21 protein-coding genes are annotated in these 24,536 nt (G+C 54.6%); 18 read left to right on the forward strand and 3 right to left on the reverse strand.

Going from position 1 to position 24,536, the window contains the following annotated elements; genetic code table 11:
• Positions 1 to 2 precede the first annotated feature (2 nt).
• From leuB to leuL, 3 genes are all read right to left on the reverse strand, one after another.
• Positions 3 to 1,094, reverse strand: coding sequence for a 3-isopropylmalate dehydrogenase (gene leuB / locus ACB496_RS03515; RefSeq protein ID WP_100777637.1), 1,092 nt, complete (start codon positions 1,092 to 1,094; stop codon positions 3 to 5).
• Entirely contained in the window at positions 1,094 to 2,665 is a 1,572-nt protein-coding gene (gene leuA / locus ACB496_RS03520; protein WP_100777636.1) for a 2-isopropylmalate synthase, read from the reverse strand. Before leuA ends, leuB begins: the two co-directional genes overlap by 1 nt.
• A 90-nt stretch (positions 2,666 to 2,755) precedes the next feature.
• Positions 2,756 to 2,842: a leu operon leader peptide gene (gene leuL / locus ACB496_RS03525; RefSeq protein ID WP_100777635.1), complete on the reverse strand. Its 87-nt coding sequence runs from the start codon at positions 2,840 to 2,842 to the stop codon at positions 2,756 to 2,758.
• Between the two features lie 633 nt (positions 2,843 to 3,475).
• On the opposite strand from leuL, the gene leuO reads away from it, so the two are divergent.
• From leuO to ftsA, 18 genes are all read left to right on the forward strand, one after another.
• Positions 3,476 to 4,420, forward strand: a complete 945-nt coding sequence (gene leuO, locus ACB496_RS03530) for a transcriptional regulator LeuO (protein WP_100777634.1) — start codon at positions 3,476 to 3,478, stop codon at positions 4,418 to 4,420.
• 383 nt (positions 4,421 to 4,803) lie between these two features.
• Positions 4,804 to 6,528: an acetolactate synthase 3 large subunit gene (ilvI, locus tag ACB496_RS03535; RefSeq protein WP_312069996.1), complete on the forward strand. Its 1,725-nt coding sequence runs from the start codon at positions 4,804 to 4,806 to the stop codon at positions 6,526 to 6,528.
• Positions 6,528 to 7,019: an acetolactate synthase small subunit gene (gene ilvN, locus ACB496_RS03540; RefSeq protein WP_100777632.1), complete on the forward strand. Its 492-nt coding sequence runs from the start codon at positions 6,528 to 6,530 to the stop codon at positions 7,017 to 7,019. The genes ilvI and ilvN overlap by 1 nt, the downstream gene beginning before the upstream one ends.
• A 180-nt stretch (positions 7,020 to 7,199) precedes the next feature.
• The gene (cra, locus tag ACB496_RS03545) at positions 7,200 to 8,204 is read left to right on the forward strand and encodes a catabolite repressor/activator (protein ID WP_100777631.1); all 1,005 of its coding nucleotides are present in this window, start codon (positions 7,200 to 7,202) and stop codon (positions 8,202 to 8,204) included.
• A gap of 601 nt (positions 8,205 to 8,805) precedes the next feature.
• Positions 8,806 to 9,264 (forward strand): division/cell wall cluster transcriptional repressor MraZ, encoded by a 459-nt coding sequence (gene mraZ, locus ACB496_RS03550; RefSeq protein ID WP_107702261.1) that lies wholly within the window; start codon positions 8,806 to 8,808, stop codon positions 9,262 to 9,264.
• Positions 9,265 to 9,266: 2 nt separating this feature from the next.
• Positions 9,267 to 10,208: a 16S rRNA (cytosine(1402)-N(4))-methyltransferase RsmH gene (gene rsmH, locus ACB496_RS03555; RefSeq protein WP_371974460.1), complete on the forward strand. Its 942-nt coding sequence runs from the start codon at positions 9,267 to 9,269 to the stop codon at positions 10,206 to 10,208.
• Positions 10,205 to 10,570: a cell division protein FtsL gene (gene ftsL / locus ACB496_RS03560; RefSeq protein ID WP_014068894.1), complete on the forward strand. Its 366-nt coding sequence runs from the start codon at positions 10,205 to 10,207 to the stop codon at positions 10,568 to 10,570. The genes rsmH and ftsL overlap by 4 nt, the downstream gene beginning before the upstream one ends.
• A gap of 15 nt (positions 10,571 to 10,585) precedes the next feature.
• Complete coding sequence (locus ACB496_RS03565) at positions 10,586 to 12,352, forward strand: peptidoglycan glycosyltransferase FtsI (RefSeq protein WP_100777628.1); 1,767 nt, start codon at positions 10,586 to 10,588, stop codon at positions 12,350 to 12,352.
• Entirely contained in the window at positions 12,339 to 13,826 is a 1,488-nt protein-coding gene (gene murE, locus ACB496_RS03570) for a UDP-N-acetylmuramoyl-L-alanyl-D-glutamate--2,6-diaminopimelate ligase (RefSeq protein ID WP_100777627.1), read from the forward strand. The genes ACB496_RS03565 and murE overlap by 14 nt, the downstream gene beginning before the upstream one ends.
• The gene (gene murF, locus ACB496_RS03575; protein WP_371974461.1) at positions 13,823 to 15,181 is read left to right on the forward strand and encodes a UDP-N-acetylmuramoyl-tripeptide--D-alanyl-D-alanine ligase; all 1,359 of its coding nucleotides are present in this window, start codon (positions 13,823 to 13,825) and stop codon (positions 15,179 to 15,181) included. The genes murE and murF overlap by 4 nt, the downstream gene beginning before the upstream one ends.
• The gene (gene mraY, locus ACB496_RS03580; protein ID WP_095280770.1) at positions 15,175 to 16,257 is read left to right on the forward strand and encodes a phospho-N-acetylmuramoyl-pentapeptide-transferase; all 1,083 of its coding nucleotides are present in this window, start codon (positions 15,175 to 15,177) and stop codon (positions 16,255 to 16,257) included. The genes murF and mraY overlap by 7 nt, the downstream gene beginning before the upstream one ends.
• Positions 16,258 to 16,259: 2 nt before the next feature.
• Positions 16,260 to 17,576, forward strand: coding sequence for a UDP-N-acetylmuramoyl-L-alanine--D-glutamate ligase (murD, locus tag ACB496_RS03585; RefSeq protein WP_371974462.1), 1,317 nt, complete (start codon positions 16,260 to 16,262; stop codon positions 17,574 to 17,576).
• Positions 17,576 to 18,820: a cell division protein FtsW gene (gene ftsW, locus ACB496_RS03590; protein ID WP_102104595.1), complete on the forward strand. Its 1,245-nt coding sequence runs from the start codon at positions 17,576 to 17,578 to the stop codon at positions 18,818 to 18,820. Before murD ends, ftsW begins: the two co-directional genes overlap by 1 nt.
• Complete coding sequence (gene murG, locus ACB496_RS03595; RefSeq protein ID WP_371974464.1) at positions 18,817 to 19,881, forward strand: undecaprenyldiphospho-muramoylpentapeptide beta-N-acetylglucosaminyltransferase; 1,065 nt, start codon at positions 18,817 to 18,819, stop codon at positions 19,879 to 19,881. The genes ftsW and murG overlap by 4 nt, the downstream gene beginning before the upstream one ends.
• 58 nt (positions 19,882 to 19,939) lie before the next feature.
• Positions 19,940 to 21,415 (forward strand): UDP-N-acetylmuramate--L-alanine ligase, encoded by a 1,476-nt coding sequence (murC, locus tag ACB496_RS03600; protein ID WP_107702258.1) that lies wholly within the window; start codon positions 19,940 to 19,942, stop codon positions 21,413 to 21,415.
• Positions 21,408 to 22,328: a D-alanine--D-alanine ligase gene (locus ACB496_RS03605; protein ID WP_181827336.1), complete on the forward strand. Its 921-nt coding sequence runs from the start codon at positions 21,408 to 21,410 to the stop codon at positions 22,326 to 22,328. The genes murC and ACB496_RS03605 overlap by 8 nt, the downstream gene beginning before the upstream one ends.
• A 1-nt stretch (position 22,329) precedes the next feature.
• On the forward strand, positions 22,330 to 23,172 hold the full coding sequence (gene ftsQ, locus ACB496_RS03610) for a cell division protein FtsQ (protein ID WP_100777620.1): 843 nt from the start codon (positions 22,330 to 22,332) through the stop codon (positions 23,170 to 23,172).
• Complete coding sequence (ftsA, locus tag ACB496_RS03615) at positions 23,169 to 24,425, forward strand: cell division protein FtsA (protein WP_095280777.1); 1,257 nt, start codon at positions 23,169 to 23,171, stop codon at positions 24,423 to 24,425. The genes ftsQ and ftsA overlap by 4 nt, the downstream gene beginning before the upstream one ends.
• Positions 24,426 to 24,536 lie beyond the last annotated feature (111 nt).

Here is a 24,536-nt window from a genome sequence, read left to right on the forward strand (position 1 = left end):
GATTACACCCCTTCAGCGACATAGCGGGCAATGATATCGCCCATTTCATCGGTACTGACGGCCGCCGCGCCGCGCGCTAAATCGCCCGTGCGGATACCTTCTTCTAATGCGCGGTTAATGGCGCTTTCGATTGCATCGGCTGCGTCGTTCGCGTCCAGGCTGTAGCGCAGCAGCAGGGCCAGGGAGAGGATCTGTGCAATCGGGTTCGCGATATTTTTACCGGCGATATCCGGCGCGGAACCGCCCGCAGGCTCGTACAGGCCAAAGCCCTCTTCGTTCAGGCTGGCGGAGGGCAGCATGCCCATGGAGCCGGTGATCATCGCACATTCATCGGACAAAATATCGCCGAACAGGTTGGAACACAGCAGCACGTCGAACTGCGACGGGTCTTTGATCAGCTGCATGGTGGCGTTGTCGATGTACATGTGCGCCAGCTCCACATCCGGGTACTCTTTGGCGATTTCGTTGACGATTTCGCGCCACAGAATCGAGGATTGCAGGACGTTAGCTTTATCAATAGAGGTCACTTTGTGACGACGTTTGCGCGCAGATTCAAACGCGATGCGGGCAATACGTTCGATTTCAAAACGGTGATAAACCTCGGTATCGAACGCTTTCTCGTGCTGACCGCTGCCTTCGCGGCCCTTCGGCTGGCCGAAGTAGATCCCGCCGGTTAATTCACGCACGCACAGAATGTCGAAGCCGTTGGCGGCAATGTCGGCACGCAGCGGGCAAAACTCTTCCAGCCCCTGATACAGTTTCGCCGGACGCAGGTTGCTGAACAGTTTGAAATGCTTACGCAGCGGCAGCAGCGCGCCGCGCTCAGGTTGTTCTGCGGGTGGCAGATGTTCCCATTTCGGGCCGCCGACGGAGCCAAACAGGACCGCATCGGCGTTTTCGCAGCCTTCAACGGTGGCTTTCGGCAGCGGGGTGCCGTGGTTATCAATCGCAATACCGCCCACATCGTAGTGGCTGGTGGTGATTTTCATCGCGAAACGGGCGCGGATTGCTTCCAGGACTTTCAGGGCTTGTGTCATCACTTCCGGGCCAATGCCATCGCCCGGCAACACAGCAATATGGTAATTCTTCGACATTACACGGTTTCCTTATTGTTCTCTTTATTCTGAGCTTTGCGTTGTAACTCTTTTTCGACTTCTGCGGCGCGCCAGATATTGTTCAGGACATGCACCATGGCTTTGGCTGAGGATTCGACGATATCTGTCGCCAGGCCAACGCCGTGGAAACGACGGCCGTTATAGGTGACAACAATGTCGACCTGACCCAGCGCATCTTTGCCGTGACCTTTGGCGCTCAAATCGTATTTGACCAGCTCGATGTTGTAGTCGGTGATGCGGTTGATCGCCTGATAAATCGCATCTACCGGGCCGTTACCGTTGGCGGCTTCGGCTTTAACTTCATCGCCGCAGGCCAGTTTGACCGAGGCGGTCGCGATATCGCTGGAGCCGGACTGCACGCTGAAGTAGTCCAGACGGAAGTGCTCTGGCTCTTCCTGCTGTTTATTAATGAAGGCTAATGCTTCCAGGTCGTAGTCGAAGACCTGGCCTTTTTTATCGGCCAGTTTCAGGAACGCGTCGTACAGGTGATCCATGTTGTAGTCGCTTTCCTTGTAACCCATCTCTTCCATGCGGTGTTTCACCGCCGCACGGCCAGAGCGGGAGGTCAGATTCAACTGCACCTGATTCAGACCGATGGATTCCGGAGTCATGATTTCGTAGTTTTCACGGTTCTTCAGCACGCCGTCCTGATGAATACCGGAGGAGTGGGCGAAGGCGCCAGTGCCGACAATCGCTTTGTTCGCCGGGATAGGCATATTGCAAATCTGGCTGACGGTCTGGCTGGTGCGCCAGATTTCGTTGTGATTAATGCGGGTCTGCACATTCATGATATCTTTGCGCACTTTGATCGCCATGATCACCTCTTCCAGTGAACAGTTACCGGCACGTTCACCGATGCCGTTCATGGCGCCTTCCACCTGGCGAGCCCCGGCGTGGACTGCGGCAATGGCGTTGCCCACGGCCAGGCCCAAATCGTCGTGGGTATGGACAGAAATAATGGCTTTATCAATGTTCGGCACATGTTCATACAGGCCGGTGATGATGTTGGAGAACTCGAACGGCATGGTGTAGCCGACGGTGTCCGGGATGTTGATAGTAGTGGCACCCGCGTTAATCGCGGCTTCTACTACGCGGGCCAGATCGGCAATCGGCGTGCGGCCAGCATCTTCGCAGGAGAATTCGACGTCGTCGGTGTAGTTACGGGCGCGTTTCACCATGTACACCGCGCGTTCGATCACTTCATCCAGGGTGCTACGCAGTTTGGTTGCGATGTGCATCGGGGAGGTGGCAATAAAGGTGTGAATTCGGAAGGCTTCAGCCACTTTCAAGGATTCGGCGGCCACGTCGATATCTTTCTCGACACAGCGGGCCAGACCACACACGCGGCTGTTTTTGATGGTGCGCGCAATGGTCTGGACGGATTCAAAGTCACCCGGTGAAGAGACCGGGAAGCCCACTTCCATTACGTCGACACCCATACGTTCCAGGGCCAGCGCAATCTGCAGTTTCTCTTTCACACTCAGGCTTGCCTGTAACGCCTGTTCACCGTCACGTAAAGTTGTATCGAAAATAACGACTTGCTGGCTCATGGGTTTGGTCCTTGTCTGTCCTGGGGCGCCTTGCTACGAGCATAAAAAAACCCGCGCAATGGCGCGGGTTTTTTGTTTACCGGAGACGATTCAACGTTGAATTTCGCCCGCCAGCCTACCGCGCACAGTGGATGCGTTTAGTAGTAGTAGGCTGAGGAAACGAACGGTACGAATCATGAATCAGGCTCCAGATGAATGCGTTATGCTTTTAGTGGTACTGGATATGCGGAATCAAGTCAACCCCTGAGGCGAAAAACGTCCGCGATCCATGATAACTGTGGTCCTGGTTCTTTAGCGTATTGTGCTAGGTTTTCCCTAAGGCGTTATTTAAATTGTCTAATTTTGGACTTTAAAACCGTTTCCGGAATAAATTTAATATAATTGGTTTCAATTAATTATTTTCTGAAAATTAAAGGGCGTGGTTATTAAATCCATTAAAATCATTAGGTTGGATTCTGTCTGGTTGCGGTAATGGTGAATGAAGATCAAGCAATGATAATGACATGTTAACGGACAACCGTTGAGAGGATGGATTAGTTTAAGAAAACTTAAATAATTGTTTACCTGTAGGCTTGTTGTTTATTCATTGGATTTATGGTTTCATTCCATTCCTAATGTTTTAGTTATTACTTTTAAATTTTTAACGCTTGAGCTTGTGTATACCTGCACCTGTTATTTGGCGTGAATGTTTATATATTCCGAATTTTAAACTTTTCTCTTTGTCTGGTTTTATCTGCATGATAAATAATATTTTTAAAAGTTATTATTGCGCCAAGTCAAAGGGAGTTTAGCGTGACAGTGGAGTTAGATATGTTAGAAAAAACAAATGAACGGCCTCACGCCATTGAAGCAAACAGGCCTCAGCTACGTACGGTGGATCTTAACTTATTAACCGTTTTTGATGCTGTTATGCAGGAACAAAATATTACCAGAGCCGCACAGGCGTTGGGAATGTCCCAGCCTGCAGTGAGTAATGCCGTCGCCAGGCTGAAGCTAATGTTTAACGACGAGCTATTCGTGCGATATGGCCGCGGCATCCAGCCTACGGCAAGGGCTTATCAGCTTTTTGCGTCTGTTCGCCAGGCGTTGCAACTGGTGCAGAATGAGCTGCCGGGGTCCGGTTTCGAACCTTTAAGCAGTGAGCGCGTTTTTCATCTCTGCGTGTGCAGTCCGTTGGATAATTATCTGACTTCCGTTATCTATAATAAAGTGGAAGAAATAGCCCCAAATATTCATCTCATATTTAAGTCCTCCTTAAACCACAATACTGAACATCAGTTACGCTATCAGGAAACGGAATTTGTTCTGGGTTACGAAGAGTTTCGCCGTCCGGAGTTTTCTTGTGTGCCGCTGTTTAACGATGAAATGGTGTTAGTCGCCAGTAAATCTCACCCGCGCATCAACGGGCCATTACTGGAAAATGATGTTTATAATGAGCAGCACGCGGTTGTGGCACTCGACAGATATGCTTCATTTAGCCAGCCGTGGTATGACACACCGGATAAACAAGCCTGCGTGGCGTATCAGGGGATGGCCATGGTGAGCGTATTAAATATTGTTTCGCAGACTCAACTTGTTGCTATTGCTCCGCGCTGGCTGGCGGAAGAATTCTCTGCCCAGCTTAATCTGCAAATATTATCGCTGCCGCTGAAGCTCAATAGCCGAACGTGTTATCTTTCGTGGCACGAAGCGGCCGGGCGAGATAAAGGCCATCAGTGGATGGAAGAGCTGTTAGTCAGTGTTTGTCGGCGCTAATCCACATCAGGATAAATCGGTGCAATGCATCCGGTTTATCCTGTTATTTTTTTAATGGGTAGTATTTTATTCTGAATTGAATTTTTCCTTTCGCTTTTTTCCATGCAAAAATAGATGAATTACTGATTCCCCGCCTATTTAAGCGATGAACCATCATCACAAAAGTGTATTCCAGTGGAATTCACCATATCTTGTCATAATGCCTGTGTATTCTGCTTTTACGCCTCTTTTCGCGCCTCCGTTTGCTGATTGCCTGCCTCATGGGGAGCGGTTAAGGTGAAGGTCACTCTGCAAAAATGAAAGACAGGGGAAACCCTGGAAAGCAAGACGGCGAGGAAATGAGTTCCTCTGTTCGTCTATAACAAGAAGCCTGGAGGCAAACCATGGAGATGTTGTCTGGCGCCGAAATGGTCGTCCGGTCACTTATCGATCAGGGCGTCAAGCAAGTATTCGGTTATCCCGGAGGCGCAGTCCTCGATATTTACGATGCGTTACACACCGTCGGCGGTATCGATCATGTGCTGGTGCGTCATGAGCAAGCCGCTGTGCATATGGCTGATGGTCTGGCACGTGCCACCGGAGAGGTGGGCGTGGTGCTCGTCACCTCAGGGCCTGGGGCAACCAACGCCATTACCGGCATTGCCACCGCCTACATGGATTCCATCCCACTGGTCATTTTATCCGGACAGGTTGCCACCTCGCTGATTGGTTACGACGCCTTTCAGGAGTGCGACATGGTGGGGATCTCCCGCCCGGTGGTGAAGCACAGCTTCCTGGTCAAACAAACGGAAGACATTCCAGGGGTGCTGAAAAAAGCCTTCTGGTTGGCGGCCAGTGGACGTCCAGGCCCGGTGGTGGTTGATTTACCAAAAGATATTTTGAATCCGGCCAATAAACTGCCTTACGTCTGGCCCGATTCCGTGAGCATGCGCTCCTATAATCCAACGACCCAGGGGCATAAAGGCCAAATCAAACGCGCGCTGCAAACGCTGATTGCGGCGAAAAAACCGGTGGTCTATGTCGGCGGTGGTGCTGTGAATGCCCACTGCCATACGCAGCTGTGCGAATTAATCGAAAAATTAAACTTGCCTGTGGCTTCATCGTTGATGGGGCTGGGTGCTTTTCCGGCCACGCATCGTCAGGCGCTGGGTATGTTGGGTATGCATGGCACCTATGAAGCCAATATGACCATGCACAATTCCGATGTGATTTTTGCCGTCGGCGTGCGCTTTGACGATCGCACCACCAACAATCTGGCGAAGTACTGTCCGAATGCGACGGTGCTGCACATTGATATCGACCCGACCTCGATTTCCAAAACGGTTCCTGCCGATGTGCCGATTGTCGGCGATGCGCTGCAGGTGCTGGAACAGATGCTGGATCTGCTGGCGCAAGAGCCTGCCGCGCAGCCGCTGGACGATATTCGCGACTGGTGGCAGCAGATTGAGCAGTGGCGTGGACGTCAATGCCTGAAATATGACACGCAAAGCGAACACATTAAGCCGCAGGCGGTGATCGAAACGATCTGGCGACTGACAAAAGGGGATGCCTACGTCACCTCGGATGTGGGCCAGCATCAGATGTTTGCCGCCCTCTACTACCCGTTTGATAAACCGCGCCATTGGATAAATTCCGGCGGTCTGGGCACCATGGGGTTCGGGCTGCCTGCTGCATTAGGCGTCAAACTGGCGCTCCCGGATGAGATCGTCGTATGCGTGACCGGCGATGGCAGTATCCAGATGAACATTCAGGAGCTTTCTACCGCCTTGCAGTACGATCTCCCGGTGCTGGTCCTGAATCTGAATAACGGCTACCTGGGCATGGTGAAGCAGTGGCAGGACATGATCTATTCCGGTCGTCACTCCCAGTCGTATATGAAATCGCTGCCGGACTTTGTGCGCGTGGCGGAGGCCTATGGCCACGTCGGCATGCGTGTCAGCGATCCGAATGAACTGGAAGCGAAGCTCGGCGAAGCGCTGGAGCACGTCAGGAACAACCGCCTGGTCTTTGTGGATGTGATCGTCGATGGGACGGAGCACGTCTACCCGATGCATATTCGTGGCGGCGGTATGGATGAAATGTGGTTGAGCAAAACGGAGAGAACCTGATGCGCCGGATATTATCTGTACTTCTGGAAAACGAATCGGGCGCGTTATCGCGCGTCATTGGGCTTTTCGCCCAGCGCGGTTACAACATTGAAAGCCTGACCGTGGCACCGACGGACGATCCGACGCTGTCGCGGATGACTATTCAGACCGTGGGTGATGCGAAAGTCCTTGAGCAAATTGAAAAGCAGCTGCATAAATTAGTGGATGTGCTGCGAGTGAGTGAATTAGGGCAGGGGGCGTACGTTGAGCGCGAAGTGATGTTGGTCAAAATTCAGGCCAGCGGATATGGACGCGAAGAGGTCAAACGCAACGCGGATATCTTCCGTGGGCAGATCATCGACGTGACGCCTTCTATCTATACTGTTCAGCTTGCCGGAACCAGCGATAAACTCGATGCGTTTCTGGCCTCCGTGCGTGATGTCGCCAAAATTGTTGAGGTGGCGCGCTCGGGTGTCGTGGGCTTGTCTCGCGGCGATAAAATTATGCGTTAGTCGTCAAAAAAGTTCGCCTCTTTCGACCCGGTCTGCAAAGCCGGGTTTTTTTTTGCCTAAACGGACCCTAAGGGAGAGAAAAGCGGTTGCCGCAACTTCTATTCTGCGTTTAGATGTTAAAAGATATAACCATAAACCTGACAAGGCCATGGACTCTTTTATTTCGTTTAAGGGGCAATTGTGAAACTGGATGAAATCGCCCGGCTAGCCGGCGTGTCACGAACTACGGCGAGCTATGTGATTAACGGTAAAGCAAAGCAGTACCGTGTTAGCGACAAAACCGTTGAAAAAGTCATGGCGGTGGTTCGTGAGCATAACTACCATCCGAATGCTGTTGCGGCCGGGCTACGTGCCGGGCGCACCCGATCTATTGGTCTGGTTATTCCGGATCTGGAAAACACCAGCTACACCCGTATTGCGAACTACCTCGAACGTCAGGCGCGCCAGCGTGGCTATCAACTGCTGATCGCCTGCTCGGAAGATCAGCCCGATAACGAGATGCGCTGCATTGAGCATCTGCTCCAGCGTCAGGTCGACGCGATCATTGTTTCCACCTCTCTGCCACCAGAGCACCCTTTCTACCAGCGCTGGGCGAATGGCTCGTTCCCGATCGTCGCGCTGGATCGTGCGCTGGATCGCGAGCACTTCACCAGCGTCGTGGGCGCCGATCAGGATGATGCCGAGATGCTGGCCGCCGAGCTGCGTACCTTCCCGGCAGAAACCGTGCTCTATCTTGGCGCATTGCCGGAGCTGTCCGTCAGCTTCCTGCGCGAGCAAGGGTTCCGTACTGCCTGGAAAGACGATCCGCGTGAAGTGCACTACCTCTACGCTAACAGCTACGAGCGCGAAGCCGCGGCGCAGCTGTTTGAGAAATGGCTGGAGACGCACCCGATGCCGCAGGCGCTGTTTACCACCTCTTTCGCGCTATTACAGGGCGTGATGGACGTGACGCTTCGTCGCGAAGGGAAACTCCCTTCTGAGCTGGCTATTGCGACCTTTGGGGATAACGAACTGCTCGATTTCCTGCAGTGTCCGGTGCTGGCCGTAGCCCAGCGTCATCGTGACGTGGCTGAGCGCGTATTGGAGATTGTGCTGGCGAGTCTGGATGAACCGCGCAAGCCAAAACCAGGGCTGACGCGTATCAAACGTAATCTCTATCGACGCGGTGTATTGAATCGTCGTTAATTATCATTTTAGGGCAGGTCAACTGCCCTGATTGTTTCTCATTATCACGGCAAATAATATCCGGACTAAAATTAGGATAATTCTCTAAGATTCATAGCCTGCTATTCTTATTAATTCATATTGCTTTCATCGGGGGCTTTTTAAGGTTATTTCGGCAACAGTAAGCGCTCTTTTTTGTATTGTTTTGTTACAAAGCCTCTTCTCATGCTGAATTATCAGCCATTTTTTCTTCTTTGATGCCCACCTGCGTGCCAGGTCTTGTGTATTCACGCTTCTCCGGTGAATCTGGCGCTGTTATCCCCGTGCGTAATGTCTTAAAATGCCGCCCGCGTCGCAAACTGACACTTTATATTTGCCCGTGGTGGTATGGAGTGATTTTTAACATTCGAATGCATATCTGTTTTTTTTCTTACAAATATTCATGACGTTAATTTTGCCTCGCCAGTTGTGCAGTAATTAATCAAGTTGGGTTATGTCCGTAAATAGGGGGCTTTCCGTCCTGTATCGCGGTAGTCCTGGCTTGACAAGCTTTTCCTTCGCTCCGTAAACTCCTTTATGTGGGAATTTGTGGGTTAAAGTGGTGATAAGGGGTGAGGCTGGCATGTTCCGTGGGGCGGCGTTGGTCAATCTCGACAGCAAAGGGCGTTTATCGGTACCAACCCGATATCGCGATCAGCTGATCGAAAACGCGTCTGGTCAAATGGTTTGCACCATTGACATCAACCACCCCTGCCTGCTGCTTTACACCTTGCCCGAATGGGAAATTATTGAGCAAAAGCTGTCGCGACTGTCGAGCATGAATCCGCAGGAACGCCGCGTACAGCGGTTGTTATTGGGACATGCCAGTGAATGTCAGATGGATAACGCAGGGCGATTATTGATAGCGCCTGTGTTGCGCCAGCATGCGGGTCTGACAAAAGAAGTGATGCTGGTCGGGCAGTTCAACAAGTTTGAACTGTGGGATGAAACGACCTGGTATCAACAGGTCAAGGAAGATATCGACGCTGAGCAGTCTGATTCCGCAGTGTTGTCGGATCGATTGCAGGACTTGTCTCTATAAATATGATGGAAAATTATAAACATACAACGGTGCTACTGGATGAGGCTGTCAACGGCCTGAATATTCATCCTGATGGCATCTATATCGATGGAACCTTTGGTCGCGGTGGTCACTCGCGTCTGATCCTCTCCCAACTGGGAGCGGAAGGCCGCTTACTGGCAATCGATCGCGATCCGCAGGCAATTGCCGTGGCGAAGACCATCGATGATCCACGCTTTTCCATCGTCCATGGACCTTTCTCTGCGTTGGCGGACTATGTCGCCGAGCGCGGCCTGACGGGCAAGATCGACGGCATTCTTCTCGATCTTGGCGTCTCTTCACCACAGCTTGATGATGCAGAACGCGGTTTTTCCTTTATGCGTGACGGGCCGCTGGATATGCGTATGGACCCGACTCGCGGTCAGTCTGCGGCGGAATGGCTGCAAACGGCCGACGAAGCTGACATCGCCTGGGTGATCAAAACCTTCGGCGAAGAGCGTTTCGGCAAGCGTATCGCGCGCGGCATCGTGGAGCGTAACCGCATCGAGCCGATGACGCGTACCAAAGAGCTGGCAGAGGTTGTGACCGCGGCAACGCCGGTCAAAGACAAATTCAAACATCCCGCGACCCGTACCTTCCAGGCGGTGCGCATCTGGGTAAACAGTGAACTGGAGGAGATAGAGCAGGCGCTAAAAAGCTCGCTCGGCGTGCTGGCCCCAGGTGGGCGGCTATCCATCATCAGCTTCCACTCGCTGGAAGACCGTATTGTGAAGCGCTTTATGCGTGAACAAAGCCGCGGTCCTCAGGTGCCCGCTGGACTGCCGATGACGGAAGAGCAACTCAGGAAGCTGGGTGGCCGTCAGTTGCGAGTAGTAGGCAAGTTGATGCCGGGCGAAGAAGAGGTGGCAGAGAATCCACGTGCCCGTAGTTCAGTGCTGCGCATTGCAGAGAGGACGAACGCATGATCAGCAGAGTGACAGAGACCTTAAGCAAGGTTAAAGGATCGTTAGGAAGCAACGAGCGCCATGCCTTGCCTGGCGTGATCGGCGACGATCTCTTGCGGTTTGGGAAGCTGCCACTCTGCCTGTTCATTTGCATCATTGTGACGGCTGTGACGGTGGTGACCACCGCGCACCATACCCGTTTATTGACTGCGCAACGCGAGCAGATGGTGCTGGAACGCGATGCGCTGGATATCGAATGGCGAAACCTGATTCTTGAAGAAAACGCGCTCGGCGATCACAGCCGGGTTGAACGGATCGCAACGGAAAAGCTGCAGCTGCAGCATGTTGATCCTTCGCAGGAAAATATTGTAGTACAAAAATAAGGGAACACGCGACGCATGAGAGCAGCGGCGAAAACGCAAAAACCGAAACGTCAGGAAGAACAGGCCAACTTTGTGAGTTGGCGTTTTGCGTTGCTTTGTGGCTGTATTTTACTGGCGCTGGTGTTCCTGCTGGGCCGTGCGGCGTGGTTGCAGATCATTGCACCGGACATGCTGGTGCGTCAGGGCGACATGCGATCCCTGCGCGTGCAGGAGGTCTCCACTTCGCGCGGGCTGATCACTGACCGTTCCGGTCGTCCGCTGGCGGTCAGTGTGCCGGTGAAAGCGATCTGGGCCGATCCGAAAGAGCTGCATGACGCCGGGGGCGTGACCCTCGATAACCGCTGGAAGGCGCTGGCCGATGCGCTGAAAATGCCGCTTGATCAGATGGCGGCCCGCGTTAACGCAAACCCGAAAGGGCGCTTTATTTATCTGGCGCGTCAGGTGAACCCTGATATGGCCGATTACATCAAAAAACTGAAACTGCCGGGCATCCATCTGCGCGAAGAATCACGCCGTTATTACCCGTCGGGAGAAGTGACCGCTCACCTCATTGGCTTCACCAACGTTGATAGCCAGGGGATCGAAGGGGTCGAAAAGAGCTTTGATAAATGGCTGACGGGTCAGCCGGGTGAGCGCGTGGTGCGTAAAGATCGCTATGGCCGCGTGATTGAGGATATCTCCTCAACCGACAGCCAGGCCGCGCACAACCTGGCCCTGAGTATCGATGAACGCCTGCAGGCGCTGGTTTACCGCGAGCTGAACAACGCCGTGGCGTTCAACAAAGCCGAATCCGGCAGCGCCGTGCTGGTGGATGTCAGCACCGGTGAAGTGCTGGCGATGGCCAACAGCCCGTCCTATAACCCAAATAACCTGACGGGGACGCAAAAAGATGTGATGCGTAACCGTACCATCACTGACGTCTTCGAGCCCGGTTCGACCGTCAAACCGATGGTGGTGATGACTGCGCTTCAGCGTGGCATTGTCAACGAAAATACCGTTCTGAATACGATCCCTTACCGAATTAACGGTCACGAAATCAAAGACGTGGCGCGTTACAGCGAATTGACCCTGACCGGGGTTTTACAGAAGTCGAGTAACGTCGGTGTTTCAAAGCTGGCGTTAGCGATGCCGTCCTCAGCGTTAGTAGAGACTTACTCACGTTTTGGGCTAGGAAAGGCGACCAATTTGGGGTTGGTCGGAGAACGCAGTGGCTTATATCCTCAAAAACAACGGTGGTCTGACATAGAGAGGGCCACCTTCTCTTTCGGCTACGGGCTAATGGTAACGCCGTTACAGTTAGCGCGAGTCTACGCAACGATTGGCAGCTACGGGGTCTATCGCCCGCTGTCAATTACCAAAGTTGATCCACCGGTTCCCGGCGAGCGTATCTTCCCGGAAGCTACCGTGCGTACCGTCGTGCACATGATGGAGAGCGTCGCCCTGCCGGGCGGCGGTGGCGTAAAAGCCGCCATCAAGGGCTATCGCATCGCGATTAAAACCGGTACCGCGAAAAAAGTGGGGCCGGACGGCCGCTACATCAACAAATACATTGCTTACACCGCAGGCGTCGCGCCTGCCAGCAATCCGCGTTTTGCGCTGGTGGTCGTCATTAACGATCCACAGGCGGGTAAATACTACGGCGGCGCCGTCTCCGCGCCAGTGTTCGGTGCCATCATGGGCGGTGTGTTACGCACCATGAACATCGAGCCTGATGCGCTGGCCACGGGCGATAAAAATGAATTTGTAACTAATCAAGGCGAGGGAACAGGTGGCAGATCGTAATTTGCGCGACCTTCTTGCTCCGTGGGTGCAAACGCTGCCCGCGCGAGAACTGCGGGAGATGGTACTCGACAGCCGTATGGCTGCGTCGGGCGATCTTTTTGTAGCAGTAGTCGGTCATCAGGCGGACGGGCGTCGGTATATCCCGCAGGCGATAGCGCAAGGTGTAGCTGCCATTATTGCTGAGGCAAAAGATGAGGCAACCGACGGCGAAGTCCGTGAAATGCACGGCGTACCGGTCATCTATCTCAGCCAGTTAAACGAGCGTCTCTCGGCCCTTGCGGGACGTTTTTATGATGAGCCGTCCGATCGGCTGCGTCTGGTTGGCGTCACGGGCACCAACGGTAAAACCACCACCACGCAGCTGATGGCGCAGTGGGCCGAGCTGCTGGGTGAAACCAGTGCAGTGATGGGTACCGTCGGCAACGGTCTGTTGGGAAAAGTGAACCCGACGGAAAACACCACCGGTTCTGCGGTAGACGTGCAGCATGTGCTTGCCGGTCTGGCAGGGCAGGGCGCGACCTTCGCTGCGATGGAAGTCTCTTCTCACGGTCTGGTCCAGCACCGCGTGGCCGCCCTGAAATTTGCGGCATCGGTCTTTACCAACCTGAGCCGCGATCACCTTGATTATCACGGCGACATGGAAAGCTACGAAGCTGCGAAATGGCTGCTTTATTCCACGCACCACTGCGGTCAGGCGATTGTTAACGCTGACGATGAAGTGGGCCGCCGCTGGCTGGCTAAGCTGCCGGATGCGGTGGCTGTGTCGATGGAAGACCACATTAATCCGAACTGTCATGGCCGCTGGCTGAAAGCGACGGACGTGAAGTATCACGATAGCGGCGCAACGATTCGCTTTGACTCCACCTGGGGCGAAGGCGAAATCGAAAGCCGCCTGATGGGCGCGTTTAACGTCAGCAATCTGCTGCTGGCGCTGGCGACGCTGCTGGCGTTGGGTTATCCGCTGGCCGATCTGCTGAAAACCGCCGCGCGTTTGCAACCCGTTTGTGGCCGCATGGAAGTGTTTAGCGCACCGGGCAAACCAACGGTTGTCGTCGATTACGCTCACACCCCGGATGCGCTGGAAAAAGCGCTGCAGGCGGCCCGTCTGCACTGCACTGGTAAACTGTGGTGCGTGTTTGGCTGTGGCGGGGATCGAGACAAAGGTAAGCGCCCACTGATGGGGGCGATTGCCGAGCAGTTCGCGGATATTCCGGTGGTAACAGATGACAACCCGCGTACCGAAGAGCCGCGCGCGATTATCAACGATATTCTCGCGGGTATGCTCGATGCCGGGCGTGCACGTGTGATGGAAGGCCGCGCTGAAGCGGTGACGAATACCATCATGCAGGCTAAAGAGAACGACGTCGTGCTGCTGGCCGGTAAAGGCCACGAAGATTACCAGATCGTCGGCGCACGTCGCCTGGATTACTCGGATCGCGTCACAGCGGCACGCCTGCTGGGAGTGGTGGCATGATTAGCTTAACGCTAAGCCAGGCTGCTTCTTTACTCAAGGGCGAGCTGCTGGGCCAGGATCTGACTATTGATGCCGTAACTACCGACACCCGCAAAATCACTGCGGGCTGTCTGTTTGTGGCGCTGAAAGGCGAGCGCTTCGACGCCCATGATTTTGCCGATCAGGCGAAAGAAAACGGGGCCGGCGCCCTGCTGGTCAGCCGTAAGTTGGATATCGACCTGCCGCAGATTGTGGTGAAAGACACCCGTCTGGCGTTTGGCGAGCTGGCGGCCTGGGTGCGTCAGCAGGTTCCGGCACGCGTTGTGGCACTGACCGGCTCTTCCGGTAAAACCTCTGTAAAAGAGATGACGGCGGCCATTCTGAGCCAGTGCGGCAATACGCTCTACACCGCAGGCAATCTGAACAATGATATCGGCGTACCGATGACGCTCCTGCGTCTGACGAAAGAATACGATTACGCCGTGATCGAATTAGGCGCCAATCACCAGGGCGAAATTGCCTGGACCGTCAGCCTGACGCGTCCTGAAGCGGCGTTAGTAAATAACCTCGCTGCCGCACATCTTGAAGGCTTTGGCTCGCTGGAAGGCGTGGCAAAAGCCAAAGGTGAGATCTACACCGGTCTGCCGAAAGACGGCATCGCCATTATGAATGCCGATAACAACGACTGGCTGAACTGGAAAAGCGTGATTGGTTCTCGCAAAACGTGGCGTTTCTCGCCAAATGCGGCCAACAGCGATTTCACCGCGACCAACATCCACGTGACCTCTCACGGGACCGAATTTACGCTGCAGACCCCGACGGGTGGCGTGGACGTTTTACTGCCACTGCCGGGACGCCACAACATCGCTAACGCACTGGCGGCTGCCGCGCTGTCGATGGCGGTGGGCGCCACGCATGAGGCGATCAAAGCGGGTCTTGCTAATTTGAAAGCGGTGCCGGGGCGTCTGTTCCCGGTTCAGCTCGCAGAAAACAAACTGCTGCTGGATGACTCCTACAACGCTAACGTCGGTTCCATGACTGCCGCTGTGCAGGTGTTGGCAGAGATGCCGGGCTACCGCGTGATGGTGGTGGGCGACATGGCTGAGCTTGGTGTTGAGAGCGAAGCCTGTCACATCCTGGTCGGTGAAGCGGCAAAAGCGTCTGGCATCGATCGGGTATTGAGCGCCGGGACGCTGAGCCAGGCAATTAGCCAGGCGAGCGGTGTCGGTGAGCATTTCGTAGAAAAAATAGCGCTGATTGAGCGCCTTAAAACGCTTGTTAAAGAACACCAAATTGTGACGGTTTTAGTGAAAGGTTCACGTAGTGCCGCCATGGAAGAGGTCGTGCACGCATTACAGGAGAACGGAACATGTTAGTTTGGCTGGCCGAACATTTGGTCAAATATTATTCAGGCTTTAACGTCTTTTCCTATCTGACGTTTCGCGCCATCGTCAGCCTGCTGACCGCGTTGTTCATCTCTTTGTGGATGGGCCCGCGCATGATCGCCCGTCTGCAAAAACTCTCCTTTGGCCAGGTCGTGCGTAACGACGGTCCGGAATCACACTTCAGCAAACGCGGCACGCCGACTATGGGGGGGATCATGATCCTCACCGCGATTGTCGTTTCTGTTCTGCTGTGGGCTTACCCGTCAAACCCTTACGTCTGGTGCGTGCTGACAGTTCTTATCGGCTACGGCATTATCGGTTTTGTCGATGACTATCGCAAAGTGGTGCGCAAAGACACCAAGGGCCTGATTGCCCGCTGGAAATATTTCTGGATGTCGGTCATTGCCCTCGGCGTGGCGTTTGCGCTCTATCTGGCAGGGAAAGACACGCCGGCGACCGAGCTGGTGGTGCCGTTCTTTAAAGATGTGATGCCGCAGCTGGGCCTGTTCTACATCCTGTTGGCCTACTTCGTGATTGTCGGAACGGGTAACGCCGTTAACCTGACCGACGGTCTCGATGGCCTGGCGATTATGCCAACCGTGTTTGTCGCCGGTGGTTTTGCGCTGGTGGCATGGGCGAGCGGTAACATGAACTTTGCCAGCTACCTGCACATTCCTTATCTGCGTCACGCCGGTGAGCTGGTGATTGTCTGCACGGCAATTGTCGGCGCGGGCCTCGGTTTTTTATGGTTCAACACCTATCCGGCGCAGGTCTTTATGGGCGACGTCGGTTCGCTGGCCCTGGGCGGGGCGCTCGGCATTATCGCCGTACTGCTGCGTCAGGAGTTCTTGCTGGTGATTATGGGCGGCGTGTTTGTGGTTGAAACTCTTTCGGTAATTTTGCAGGTCGGCTCCTTCAAGCTGCGCGGTCAGCGCATCTTCCGCATGGCGCCGATTCACCACCACTATGAACTGAAAGGCTGGCCGGAACCGCGCGTGATTGTGCGCTTCTGGATTATTTCGCTGATGCTGGTCCTGATTGGCCTGGCCACGCTGAAGGTACGTTAATCATGGCAGATTACCAGGGTAAAAAAGTCGTTATCATCGGGTTAGGCCTTACGGGCCTTTCCTGCGTGGACTTTTTCCTCGGGCGCGGCGTTACGCCGCGTGTGATGGATACGCGTGTTTCTCCGCCTGGTCTGGACAAGCTGCCAGAACAGGTTGAACGCCACCTTGGTGGTCTGAATGATACCTGGCTGCTCGATGCCGATCTGATTGTCGCCAGCCCTGGGATGGCGCTGGCGCATCCGTCATTAAGCGCGGCTGCGGATGCGGGCGTTGAAATTGTCGGCGATATTGAACTGTTTTGCCGTGAAGCTCAGGCGCCGATTGTGGCGATTACCGGCTCTAACGGCAAAAGTACGGTTACGACGCTGGTCGGCGATATGGCGAAAGCGGCGGGCGTTAACGTCGGCGTCGGCGGCAATATTGGCCTGCCTGCACTGATGCTGCTCGATCCGGCTCGCGAGCTGTATGTACTTGAACTTTCCAGCTTCCAGCTGGAAACCACCTCTAGTCTGCAGGCCGTGGCAGCCACGATCCTGAACGTGACTGAAGATCATATGGATCGCTATCCGTTTGGCCTGCAGCAGTACCGCGCTGCCAAACTGCGTGTCTATGAAAATGCGAAAGTCTGTGTGGTGAACGCAGACGATGCGCTGACCATGCCAGTGCGTGGTGCGGACGAACGTTGCATCAGCTTCGGCGTGAATATGGGTGACTATCACCTGAATCACCAGCAGGGCGAAACCTGGCTGCGTGTGAAGGGCGAAAAAGTGTTGAATGTGAAAGAGATGATCCTTTCCGGGCAGCACAACTACACCAATGCGCTCGCGGCGCTGGCGCTGGCCGATGCCGCAGGTTTACCGCGTGCCTCCAGCCTCAAAGCGCTGACAACCTTTACCGGTCTGGCGCACCGCTTCCAGCTGGCGCTGGAGCACAACGGCGTGCGCTGGATTAACGACTCAAAAGCAACCAACGTGGGCAGCACCGAAGCTGCACTGAAAGGATTACGCGTCGATGGCACGCTGTATCTGTTGCTAGGCGGCGATGGAAAATCGGCGGATTTCTCGTCCCTGAAACCGTATCTGATGAGCGATAACATCCGCCTGTACTGCTTTGGCCGTGACGGCGCTGAGCTGGCGGAGCTGCGCCCGGAAATTGCTGAACAAACTGAAACGATGGAACAGGCTATCCGCCTCATCGCGCCTCAGGTTAAACCGGGTGATATGGTGCTGCTCTCTCCGGCATGTGCCAGCCTCGACCAGTTTAAGAATTTCGAACAGCGTGGTGATCTGTTTACCCGCCTCGCGAGGGAGTTAGGCTGATGCGTTTATCTCTCCCTCGCCTGAGAATGCCGCGCATGCCGGGATCCCGAATCCTGGGCTGGCTGTTTGCGGCGCTGAAAGGCTGGGTGATGGGCTCGCGGACGAAAGATTCCGATAGCCTGGTCATGTACGACCGTGCGCTCCTGTGGTTCACGCTGGGTCTGGCGGCCGTCGGTTTTATCATGGTGACCTCGGCTTCTATGCCCGTTGGGCAGCGTCTGGCGAACGATCCTTTCCTGTTCGCCAAGCGTGACGGTTTGTACATCATCCTGGCATTCTGCCTGGCGCTGATTACGCTGCGTCTGCCGATGGAGTTCTGGCAGCGCCACAGTACCGCGATGCTGATCGCCTCCATTATTATGCTGTTGATCGTGCTGGTGGTGGGTAGCTCCGTTAACGGTGCATCGCGCTGGATCGCCTTTGGCCCGCTGCGTATTCAGCCTGCGGAATTCACCAAGCTGTCGCTATTTTGCTATCTCGCTAACTACCTTGTGCGCAAGGTTGATGAAGTGCGAAATAACCTGCGCGGCTTCTTAAAACCGATGGGTGTGATTCTGGTGCTGGCAGTGCTTCTGCTGGCGCAGCCGGACCTCGGTACGGTGGTGGTACTGTTCGTCACCACGCTGGCGATGCTGTTCCTGGCGGGTGCCAAGCTGTGGCAGTTCATCGCGATTATCGGCATGGGCATCTCGGCCGTGGTCCTGCTGATCCTCGCCGAGCCGTATCGTATCCGCCGTGTGACCTCTTTCTGGAACCCCTGGGAAGATCCGTTCGGCAGCGGTTATCAGCTCACTCAGTCTCTGATGGCCTTTGGTCGCGGTGAAGTGTGGGGCCAGGGTTTAGGCAATTCAGTTCAAAAACTGGAGTATCTGCCCGAGGCGCATACGGACTTCATCTTCTCCATTATTGGGGAAGAACTGGGTTATATCGGTGTGGTACTGGCACTTTTAATGGTATTCTTCGTCGCTTTCCGTGCTATGTCGATTGGCCGAAAAGCGCTGGAAATCGATCACCGCTTCTCAGGTTTCCTGGCCTGCTCAATTGGTATCTGGTTTAGCTTCCAGGCATTGGTCAACGTTGGCGCCGCAGCAGGTATGCTGCCGACGAAGGGCCTGACGTTGCCGTTGATCAGTTACGGTGGTTCGAGTCTGTTGATTATGTCGACGGCAATTATGTTCTTGTTACGCATAGATTATGAGACGCGTCTGGAAAAAGCCCAGGCGTTTACACGAGGTTCACGATGAATCAACCGAAGCGGTTAATGGTGATGGCAGGCGGTACCGGCGGACATGTTTTCCCGGGGCTTGCGGTTGCGCACCATTTAATGGATCAAGGCTGGCAAGTGCGCTGGCTGGGAACCGCCGATCGCATGGAAGCCGATCTGGTGCCGAAGCACGGTATCGAGATCGACTTTATTCGGATTTCAGGCTTACGTGGCAAAGGCATCAAAGCGCAGCTGCTGGCTCCGGTGCGTATCTTCAACGCCTGGCGTCAGGCGCGTGCAATCATGAAGCGCTTTAAGCCTGATGCGGTGCTGGGGATGGGCGGGTATGTTTCCGGTCCGGGTGGACTGGCGGCCTGGTCGCTCGGGATCCCGGTTGTGCTCCATGAGCAGAACGGTATCGCCGGGCTGACCAACAAATGGCTGGCAAAAATTGCCACCAAAGTGATGCAGGCTTTCCCGGGGGCGTTTCCTGACGCAGACGTAGTGGGTAATCCGGTGCGCGTCGATGTGCTGGCGCTCCCGTTGCCGCAGGAACGCCTGATCGGGCGCGAAGGCCCGGTGCGGGTGCTGGTTGTCGGCGGCTCTCAGGGCGCGCGGATTTTGAACCAGACCCTGCCACAGGTGGCGGCAAAACTGGGCGATAGCGTGACGATCTGGCATCAGAGCGGCAAAGGTGCGCAGCCAATGGTCGAACAGGCGTATGCCGAAGCCGGTCAGTCTCAGCATAAAGTTACTGAATTTATTGACGATATGGCAGCGGCCTATGCCTGGGCCGATGTCGTGGTGTGCCGTTCCGGCGCACTGACGGTGAGTGAAATCGCCGCAGCGGGATTGCCAGCAGTGTTTGTGCCTTTTCAGCACAAAGATCGCCAGCAGTACTGGAATGCGTTGCCGCTTGAGAAAGCGGGTGCCGCAAAGATTTTTGAACAGCCACAGTTTACCGCAGACGCCGTCGCTACCACCCTCGCGGGCTGGGACAGAGCGACTCTGCTGGAGATGGCCGAACGCGCACGCGCGACGGCTATTCCGGATGCGACCGAGCGGGTGGCAAATGAAGTGAGCCTGGCAGCAAAGGCTTAACCCTTGCAGCGCGTTTTGCGTTGCACGAATTTTTAGAAGTATCGATGGCGGTTAGAGAATGAATACACAACAACTGGCGAAACTGCGTTCAATCGTGCCCGAGATGCGTCGCGTCCGGCACATCCACTTCGTTGGCATCGGCGGCGCAGGTATGGGCGGTATTGCCGAAGTTTTAGCGAACGAAGGTTACCAGATCAGCGGTTCCGATCTGGCGCCGAACCCTGTTACGCAACAGTTGGCGTCGCTTGGGGCGACCATCTATTTCAACCATCGTCCTGAAAACGTACTTGATGCGAGTGTTGTTGTGGTCTCAAGCGCGATCTCCTCTGATAACCCGGAGATTGTTGCCGCGCACGAAGCGCGTATCCCGGTGATTCGCCGCGCAGAGATGCTGGCTGAGCTGATGCGCTTTCGTCACGGTATTGCCGTTGCGGGTACCCACGGTAAAACGACGACCACGGCGATGGTCTCCAGTATTTATGCAGAAGCCGGTCTTGATCCGACCTTCGTCAACGGTGGTCTGGTAAAAGCGGCGGGCGTTCACGCGCGTCTGGGCCATAGCCGTTATCTCATTGCTGAAGCGGATGAGAGCGACGCGTCGTTCCTGCATCTGCAGCCGATGGTGGCGATTGTCACCAACATCGAAGCCGACCACATGGATACGTACCAGGGCGACTTCGAAAATTTAAAGCAGACGTTTATTAATTTCCTGCACAATTTGCCGTTTTATGGTCGTGCGGTGATGTGTGTGGACGATCCGGTGATTCGTGAATTGCTGCCGCGTGTGGGTCGTCAGATTACGACTTACGGTTTCAGCGAAGATGCGGACGTGCGGGTGGAAGATTACACGCAAATCGGTGCGCAGGGCCATTTCACCCTGGCACGTCAGGACAAACCGCTGCTGCGCGTTACCTTGAATGCACCGGGACGCCACAATGCGCTCAATGCTGCGGCTGCGGTGGCTGTCGCCACTGAAGAGGGCATTGAGGACGAGGCAATTTTACACGCGCTGGAAGGTTTCCAGGGCACAGGGCGTCGTTTCGACTTCCTCGGTGAATTCCCGCTGGAGCCGGTAAACGGCAAAGCAGGTACCGCGATGCTGGTGGATGATTATGGTCACCATCCGACAGAAGTGGATGCAACCATTAAAGCGGCACGTGCGGGCTGGCCGGACAAAAATCTGGTGATGATTTTCCAGCCACACCGCTACACACGTACGCGCGATCTTTATGACGACTTCGCAAACGTGCTGTCGCAGGTGGATACGCTGCTGATGCTGGATGTTTATTCAGCGGGTGAAACTCCGATTCCGGGCGCGGACAGCCGTTCTTTGTGTCGTACGATACGCGGACGCGGTAAGGTAGACCCGATTCTGGTTTCCGATCCGGCTCAGGCGGCTGAAATTCTGGCGCCAGTGCTGACCGGTAACGATTTGATTCTGATTCAGGGCGCGGGAAATATCGGCAAAATCGCGCGTAACTTAGCGCAAATCAAACTGACGCCGCAAACCTCAGAGGACGAACGCAATGGCTGATAAGATTGCGGTCCTCTTTGGCGGAACCTCTGCTGAGCGTGACGTCTCACTGAACTCCGGCGCCGCCGTGCTGGCGGGTCTGCGTGAGGGGGGAGTCAACGCCCACCCAGTTGATCCTAAAGAGACGGACATCACCCGTCTCAAGGAGATGGGGTTTCATAAAGTCTTTATCGCTTTACACGGTCGTGGCGGTGAAGACGGTACGCTGCAAGGGCTATTGGATTTAATCGGTTTGCCTTACACCGGTAGTGGTGTAATGGCCTCCGCCATTTCCATGGACAAATTACGCAGTAAATTACTGTGGCAGGGCGCGGGTTTACCCGTTGCGCCATGGGTTGCGCTGACGCGCCGCGAGTTTGAAGCGGGCGTTGACGAGAGCGTCAATGCGCGCATTGCGCAGTTGGGTTTGCCGGTTATTGTCAAACCCAGCCGTGAAGGCTCAAGCGTCGGTATGTCCAAAGTTGATCAAGCTGGTGATTTAACCCAGGCGTTAGCACTGGCTTTTCAACATGATGAAGAAGTTCTGATTGAAAAATGGCTCAGCGGTCCGGAATTTACCGTGGCGATGCTCGGCGAAGAAATTTTGCCGTCAATTCGTATCCAACCCGCTGGAACCTTCTATGATTATGAAGCGAAGTATCTCTCTGATGAGACGCAATATTTCTGCCCAAGTGGTCTGGAAGCAGAGCGTGAAGCAGATTTACAGGACCTGGTGCTTAAAGCCTGGACTGTTTTGGGTTGCCGTGGCTGGGGACGCATCGATGTGATGCAGGACAGCGACGGAGAATTTTACCTGCTGGAAGCGAATACCTCACCGGGTATGACCAGCCACAGCCTGGTGCCGATGGCGGCGCGTCAGGCGGGCATGAGCTTCTCGCAGTTAGTCGTACGTATTCTGGACCAGGCGGGCTGATATGTCGCAGGCTGCACTAAACACGCGCAACCGCGAAGAAGAGGAAGAATATTCCTCTTCAGGACGGAGTAATGGAACGCGTCTTGCAGGGATCTTGTTCCTGCTCGGTGTGCTGTGTACCGTGTTTATCAGCGGCTGGATGGTGTTGGGCTGGATGGAAGATGCGCAACGGTTACCGCTGTCAAAACTGGTGGTCACCGGCGAGCGTCACTACACGCGTAACGATGATATCCGTCAGTCGATCCTTGCGTTGGGATCGCCTGGCACTTTCATGACCCAGGACGTCAACATTATCCAGAGCCAGATTGAACGTCTGCCATGGATAAAACAGGCGAGCGTCAGAAAGCAATGGCCTGATGAATTGAAGATTCATCTGGTTGAATATGTGCCCATTGCGCGTTGGAATGATCAGCATATGGTCGACGTAGACGGAAATTCGTTCAGCGTCCCGGCAGATCGTGTCAGCAAGCAAAGTTTACCGATGTTGTCTGGCCCGGAAGGCAGTGAAAACGAAGTGCTACAAGGTTTTCGCGAGATGGGGCAGGTGCTGGCTAAGGACAGATTTGCGTTAAAAGATGCGTCAATGACGGCTCGCCGCTCCTGGCAGCTGACGTTGACGAATGGGATTAAGCTCAATCTTGGTCGCGGCGACACGATGAAGCGTTTGGCGCGTTTTGTAGAACTGTACCCCGTTTTACAGCAGCAGGCGCAGACCGACGGCAAACGGATAAGCTACGTTGATTTGCGCTATGACTCAGGCGCAGCAGTCGGTTGGGTACCGGCTCCGGTTGAGGAACCTAATCAGCAACAGAATCAGGCACAGGTACAGGCAGAACAACAATGATCAAGGCGACGGACAGAAAACTGGTAGTTGGACTGGAGATTGGCACCGCTAAGGTTGCCGCTTTAGTAGGGGAAGTTCTGCCCGACGGTATGGTCAATATCATTGGTGTGGGCAGTTGCCCGTCCCGTGGTATGGATAAAGGTGGGGTAAACGACCTCGAGTCGGTGGTGAAATGCGTACAGCGCGCCATCGATCAGGCAGAATTAATGGCAGATTGCCAGATTTCCTCCGTCTATCTGGCCCTCTCTGGTAAGCACATTAGCTGCCAGAACGAAATCGGGATGGTGCCGATTTCCGAAGAGGAAGTGACGCAGGAAGACGTTGAAAACGTAGTGCACACGGCTAAATCCGTGCGCGTGCGGGATGAACACCGCGTGCTGCACGTGATTCCGCAGGAATATGCGATCGACTACCAGGAAGGTATCAAAAATCCGGTCGGTCTTTCCGGCGTGCGTATGCAGGCAAAAGTGCACTTGATCACATGTCACAACGACATGGCGAAAAACATCGTCAAAGCCGTTGAACGTTGTGGGCTGAAAGTTGACCAACTTATTTTTGCAGGCCTGGCAGCAAGCTACTCGGTTCTGACTGAAGACGAACGTGAATTGGGCGTCTGTGTGGTTGATATCGGTGGTGGTACAATGGATATGGCCGTGTATACGGGCGGTGCATTGCGTCACACTAAAGTCATCCCTTATGCCGGGAATGTCGTGACCAGCGATATCGCTTACGCCTTTGGTACGCCTCCGAGCGATGCAGAGGCGATTAAAGTGCGCCATGGTTGTGCATTAGGCTCCATCGTCGGCAAAGATGAGAGCGTTGAAGTGCCAAGCGTGGGCGGTCGTCCGCCGCGCAGTCTGCAGCGTCAGACGCTGGCAGAGGTGATTGAGCCGCGTTATACCGAGCTGCTCAATCTCGTCAACGAAGAGATTTTACAGTTACAAGAACAGCTTCGTCAGCAGGGTGTGAAACACCATCTCGCGGCGGGGATTGTATTAACCGGTGGTGCAGCGCAAATTGAAGGTCTTGCCGCCTGTGCCCAGCGAGTGTTCCATACGCAAGTCCGTATTGGTGCGCCGCTGAATATTACCGGGTTAACGGATTACGCTCAGGAGCCGTATTATTCAACGGCCGTGGGCCTGCTGCACTACGGGAAAGAGTCCCATTTGAGTGGTGAAGCAGAAGTGGAAAAACGTACGTCGGTCGGTTCCTGGGTCAAACGACTCAATTCCTGGCTGAGAAAAGAATTTTAATTTTTAAAGAGACCGGAGAGAATTAGCGGTCTCAGGCGACAGGCACATACGCAAAAGCACTCTTTTGCCCAGGCAGGCGTGAGTGATGAAGCGTAAAAACGGAGAGAAACC

It is taken from the genome of Lelliottia nimipressuralis (assembly GCF_041464075.1).
Classification (GTDB): Bacteria; Pseudomonadota; Gammaproteobacteria; order Enterobacterales; family Enterobacteriaceae; genus Enterobacter; species Enterobacter nimipressuralis.

Excerpts from the sequence above, each read along its gene's own strand:
- leuA (WP_100777636.1), bottom strand. The coding sequence starts at position 2,665 with ATGAGCCAGCAAGTCGTTATTTTCGATACAACTTTACGTGACGGTGAA.
- murD (WP_371974462.1), top strand. The coding sequence starts at position 16,260 with ATGGCAGATTACCAGGGTAAAAAAGTCGTTATCATCGGGTTAGGCCTT.
- mraY (WP_095280770.1), top strand. The coding sequence starts at position 15,175 with ATGTTAGTTTGGCTGGCCGAACATTTGGTCAAATATTATTCAGGCTTT.
- mraZ (WP_107702261.1), top strand. The coding sequence starts at position 8,806 with ATGTTCCGTGGGGCGGCGTTGGTCAATCTCGACAGCAAAGGGCGTTTA.
- ilvI (WP_312069996.1), top strand. The coding sequence starts at position 4,804 with ATGGAGATGTTGTCTGGCGCCGAAATGGTCGTCCGGTCACTTATCGAT.
- rsmH (WP_371974460.1), top strand. The coding sequence starts at position 9,267 with ATGATGGAAAATTATAAACATACAACGGTGCTACTGGATGAGGCTGTC.
- murF (WP_371974461.1), top strand. The coding sequence starts at position 13,823 with ATGATTAGCTTAACGCTAAGCCAGGCTGCTTCTTTACTCAAGGGCGAG.
- leuL (WP_100777635.1), bottom strand. The coding sequence starts at position 2,842 with ATGATTCGTACCGTTCGTTTCCTCAGCCTACTACTACTAAACGCATCC.
- ftsA (WP_095280777.1), top strand. The coding sequence starts at position 23,169 with ATGATCAAGGCGACGGACAGAAAACTGGTAGTTGGACTGGAGATTGGC.
- murG (WP_371974464.1), top strand. The coding sequence starts at position 18,817 with ATGAATCAACCGAAGCGGTTAATGGTGATGGCAGGCGGTACCGGCGGA.
- leuB (WP_100777637.1), bottom strand. The coding sequence starts at position 1,094 with ATGTCGAAGAATTACCATATTGCTGTGTTGCCGGGCGATGGCATTGGC.
- ftsW (WP_102104595.1), top strand. The coding sequence starts at position 17,576 with ATGCGTTTATCTCTCCCTCGCCTGAGAATGCCGCGCATGCCGGGATCC.
- murC (WP_107702258.1), top strand. The coding sequence starts at position 19,940 with ATGAATACACAACAACTGGCGAAACTGCGTTCAATCGTGCCCGAGATG.
- ACB496_RS03605 (WP_181827336.1), top strand. The coding sequence starts at position 21,408 with ATGGCTGATAAGATTGCGGTCCTCTTTGGCGGAACCTCTGCTGAGCGT.
- ilvN (WP_100777632.1), top strand. The coding sequence starts at position 6,528 with ATGCGCCGGATATTATCTGTACTTCTGGAAAACGAATCGGGCGCGTTA.
- ACB496_RS03565 (WP_100777628.1), top strand. The coding sequence starts at position 10,586 with ATGAGAGCAGCGGCGAAAACGCAAAAACCGAAACGTCAGGAAGAACAG.
- ftsQ (WP_100777620.1), top strand. The coding sequence starts at position 22,330 with ATGTCGCAGGCTGCACTAAACACGCGCAACCGCGAAGAAGAGGAAGAA.
- leuO (WP_100777634.1), top strand. The coding sequence starts at position 3,476 with ATGTTAGAAAAAACAAATGAACGGCCTCACGCCATTGAAGCAAACAGG.
- ftsL (WP_014068894.1), top strand. The coding sequence starts at position 10,205 with ATGATCAGCAGAGTGACAGAGACCTTAAGCAAGGTTAAAGGATCGTTA.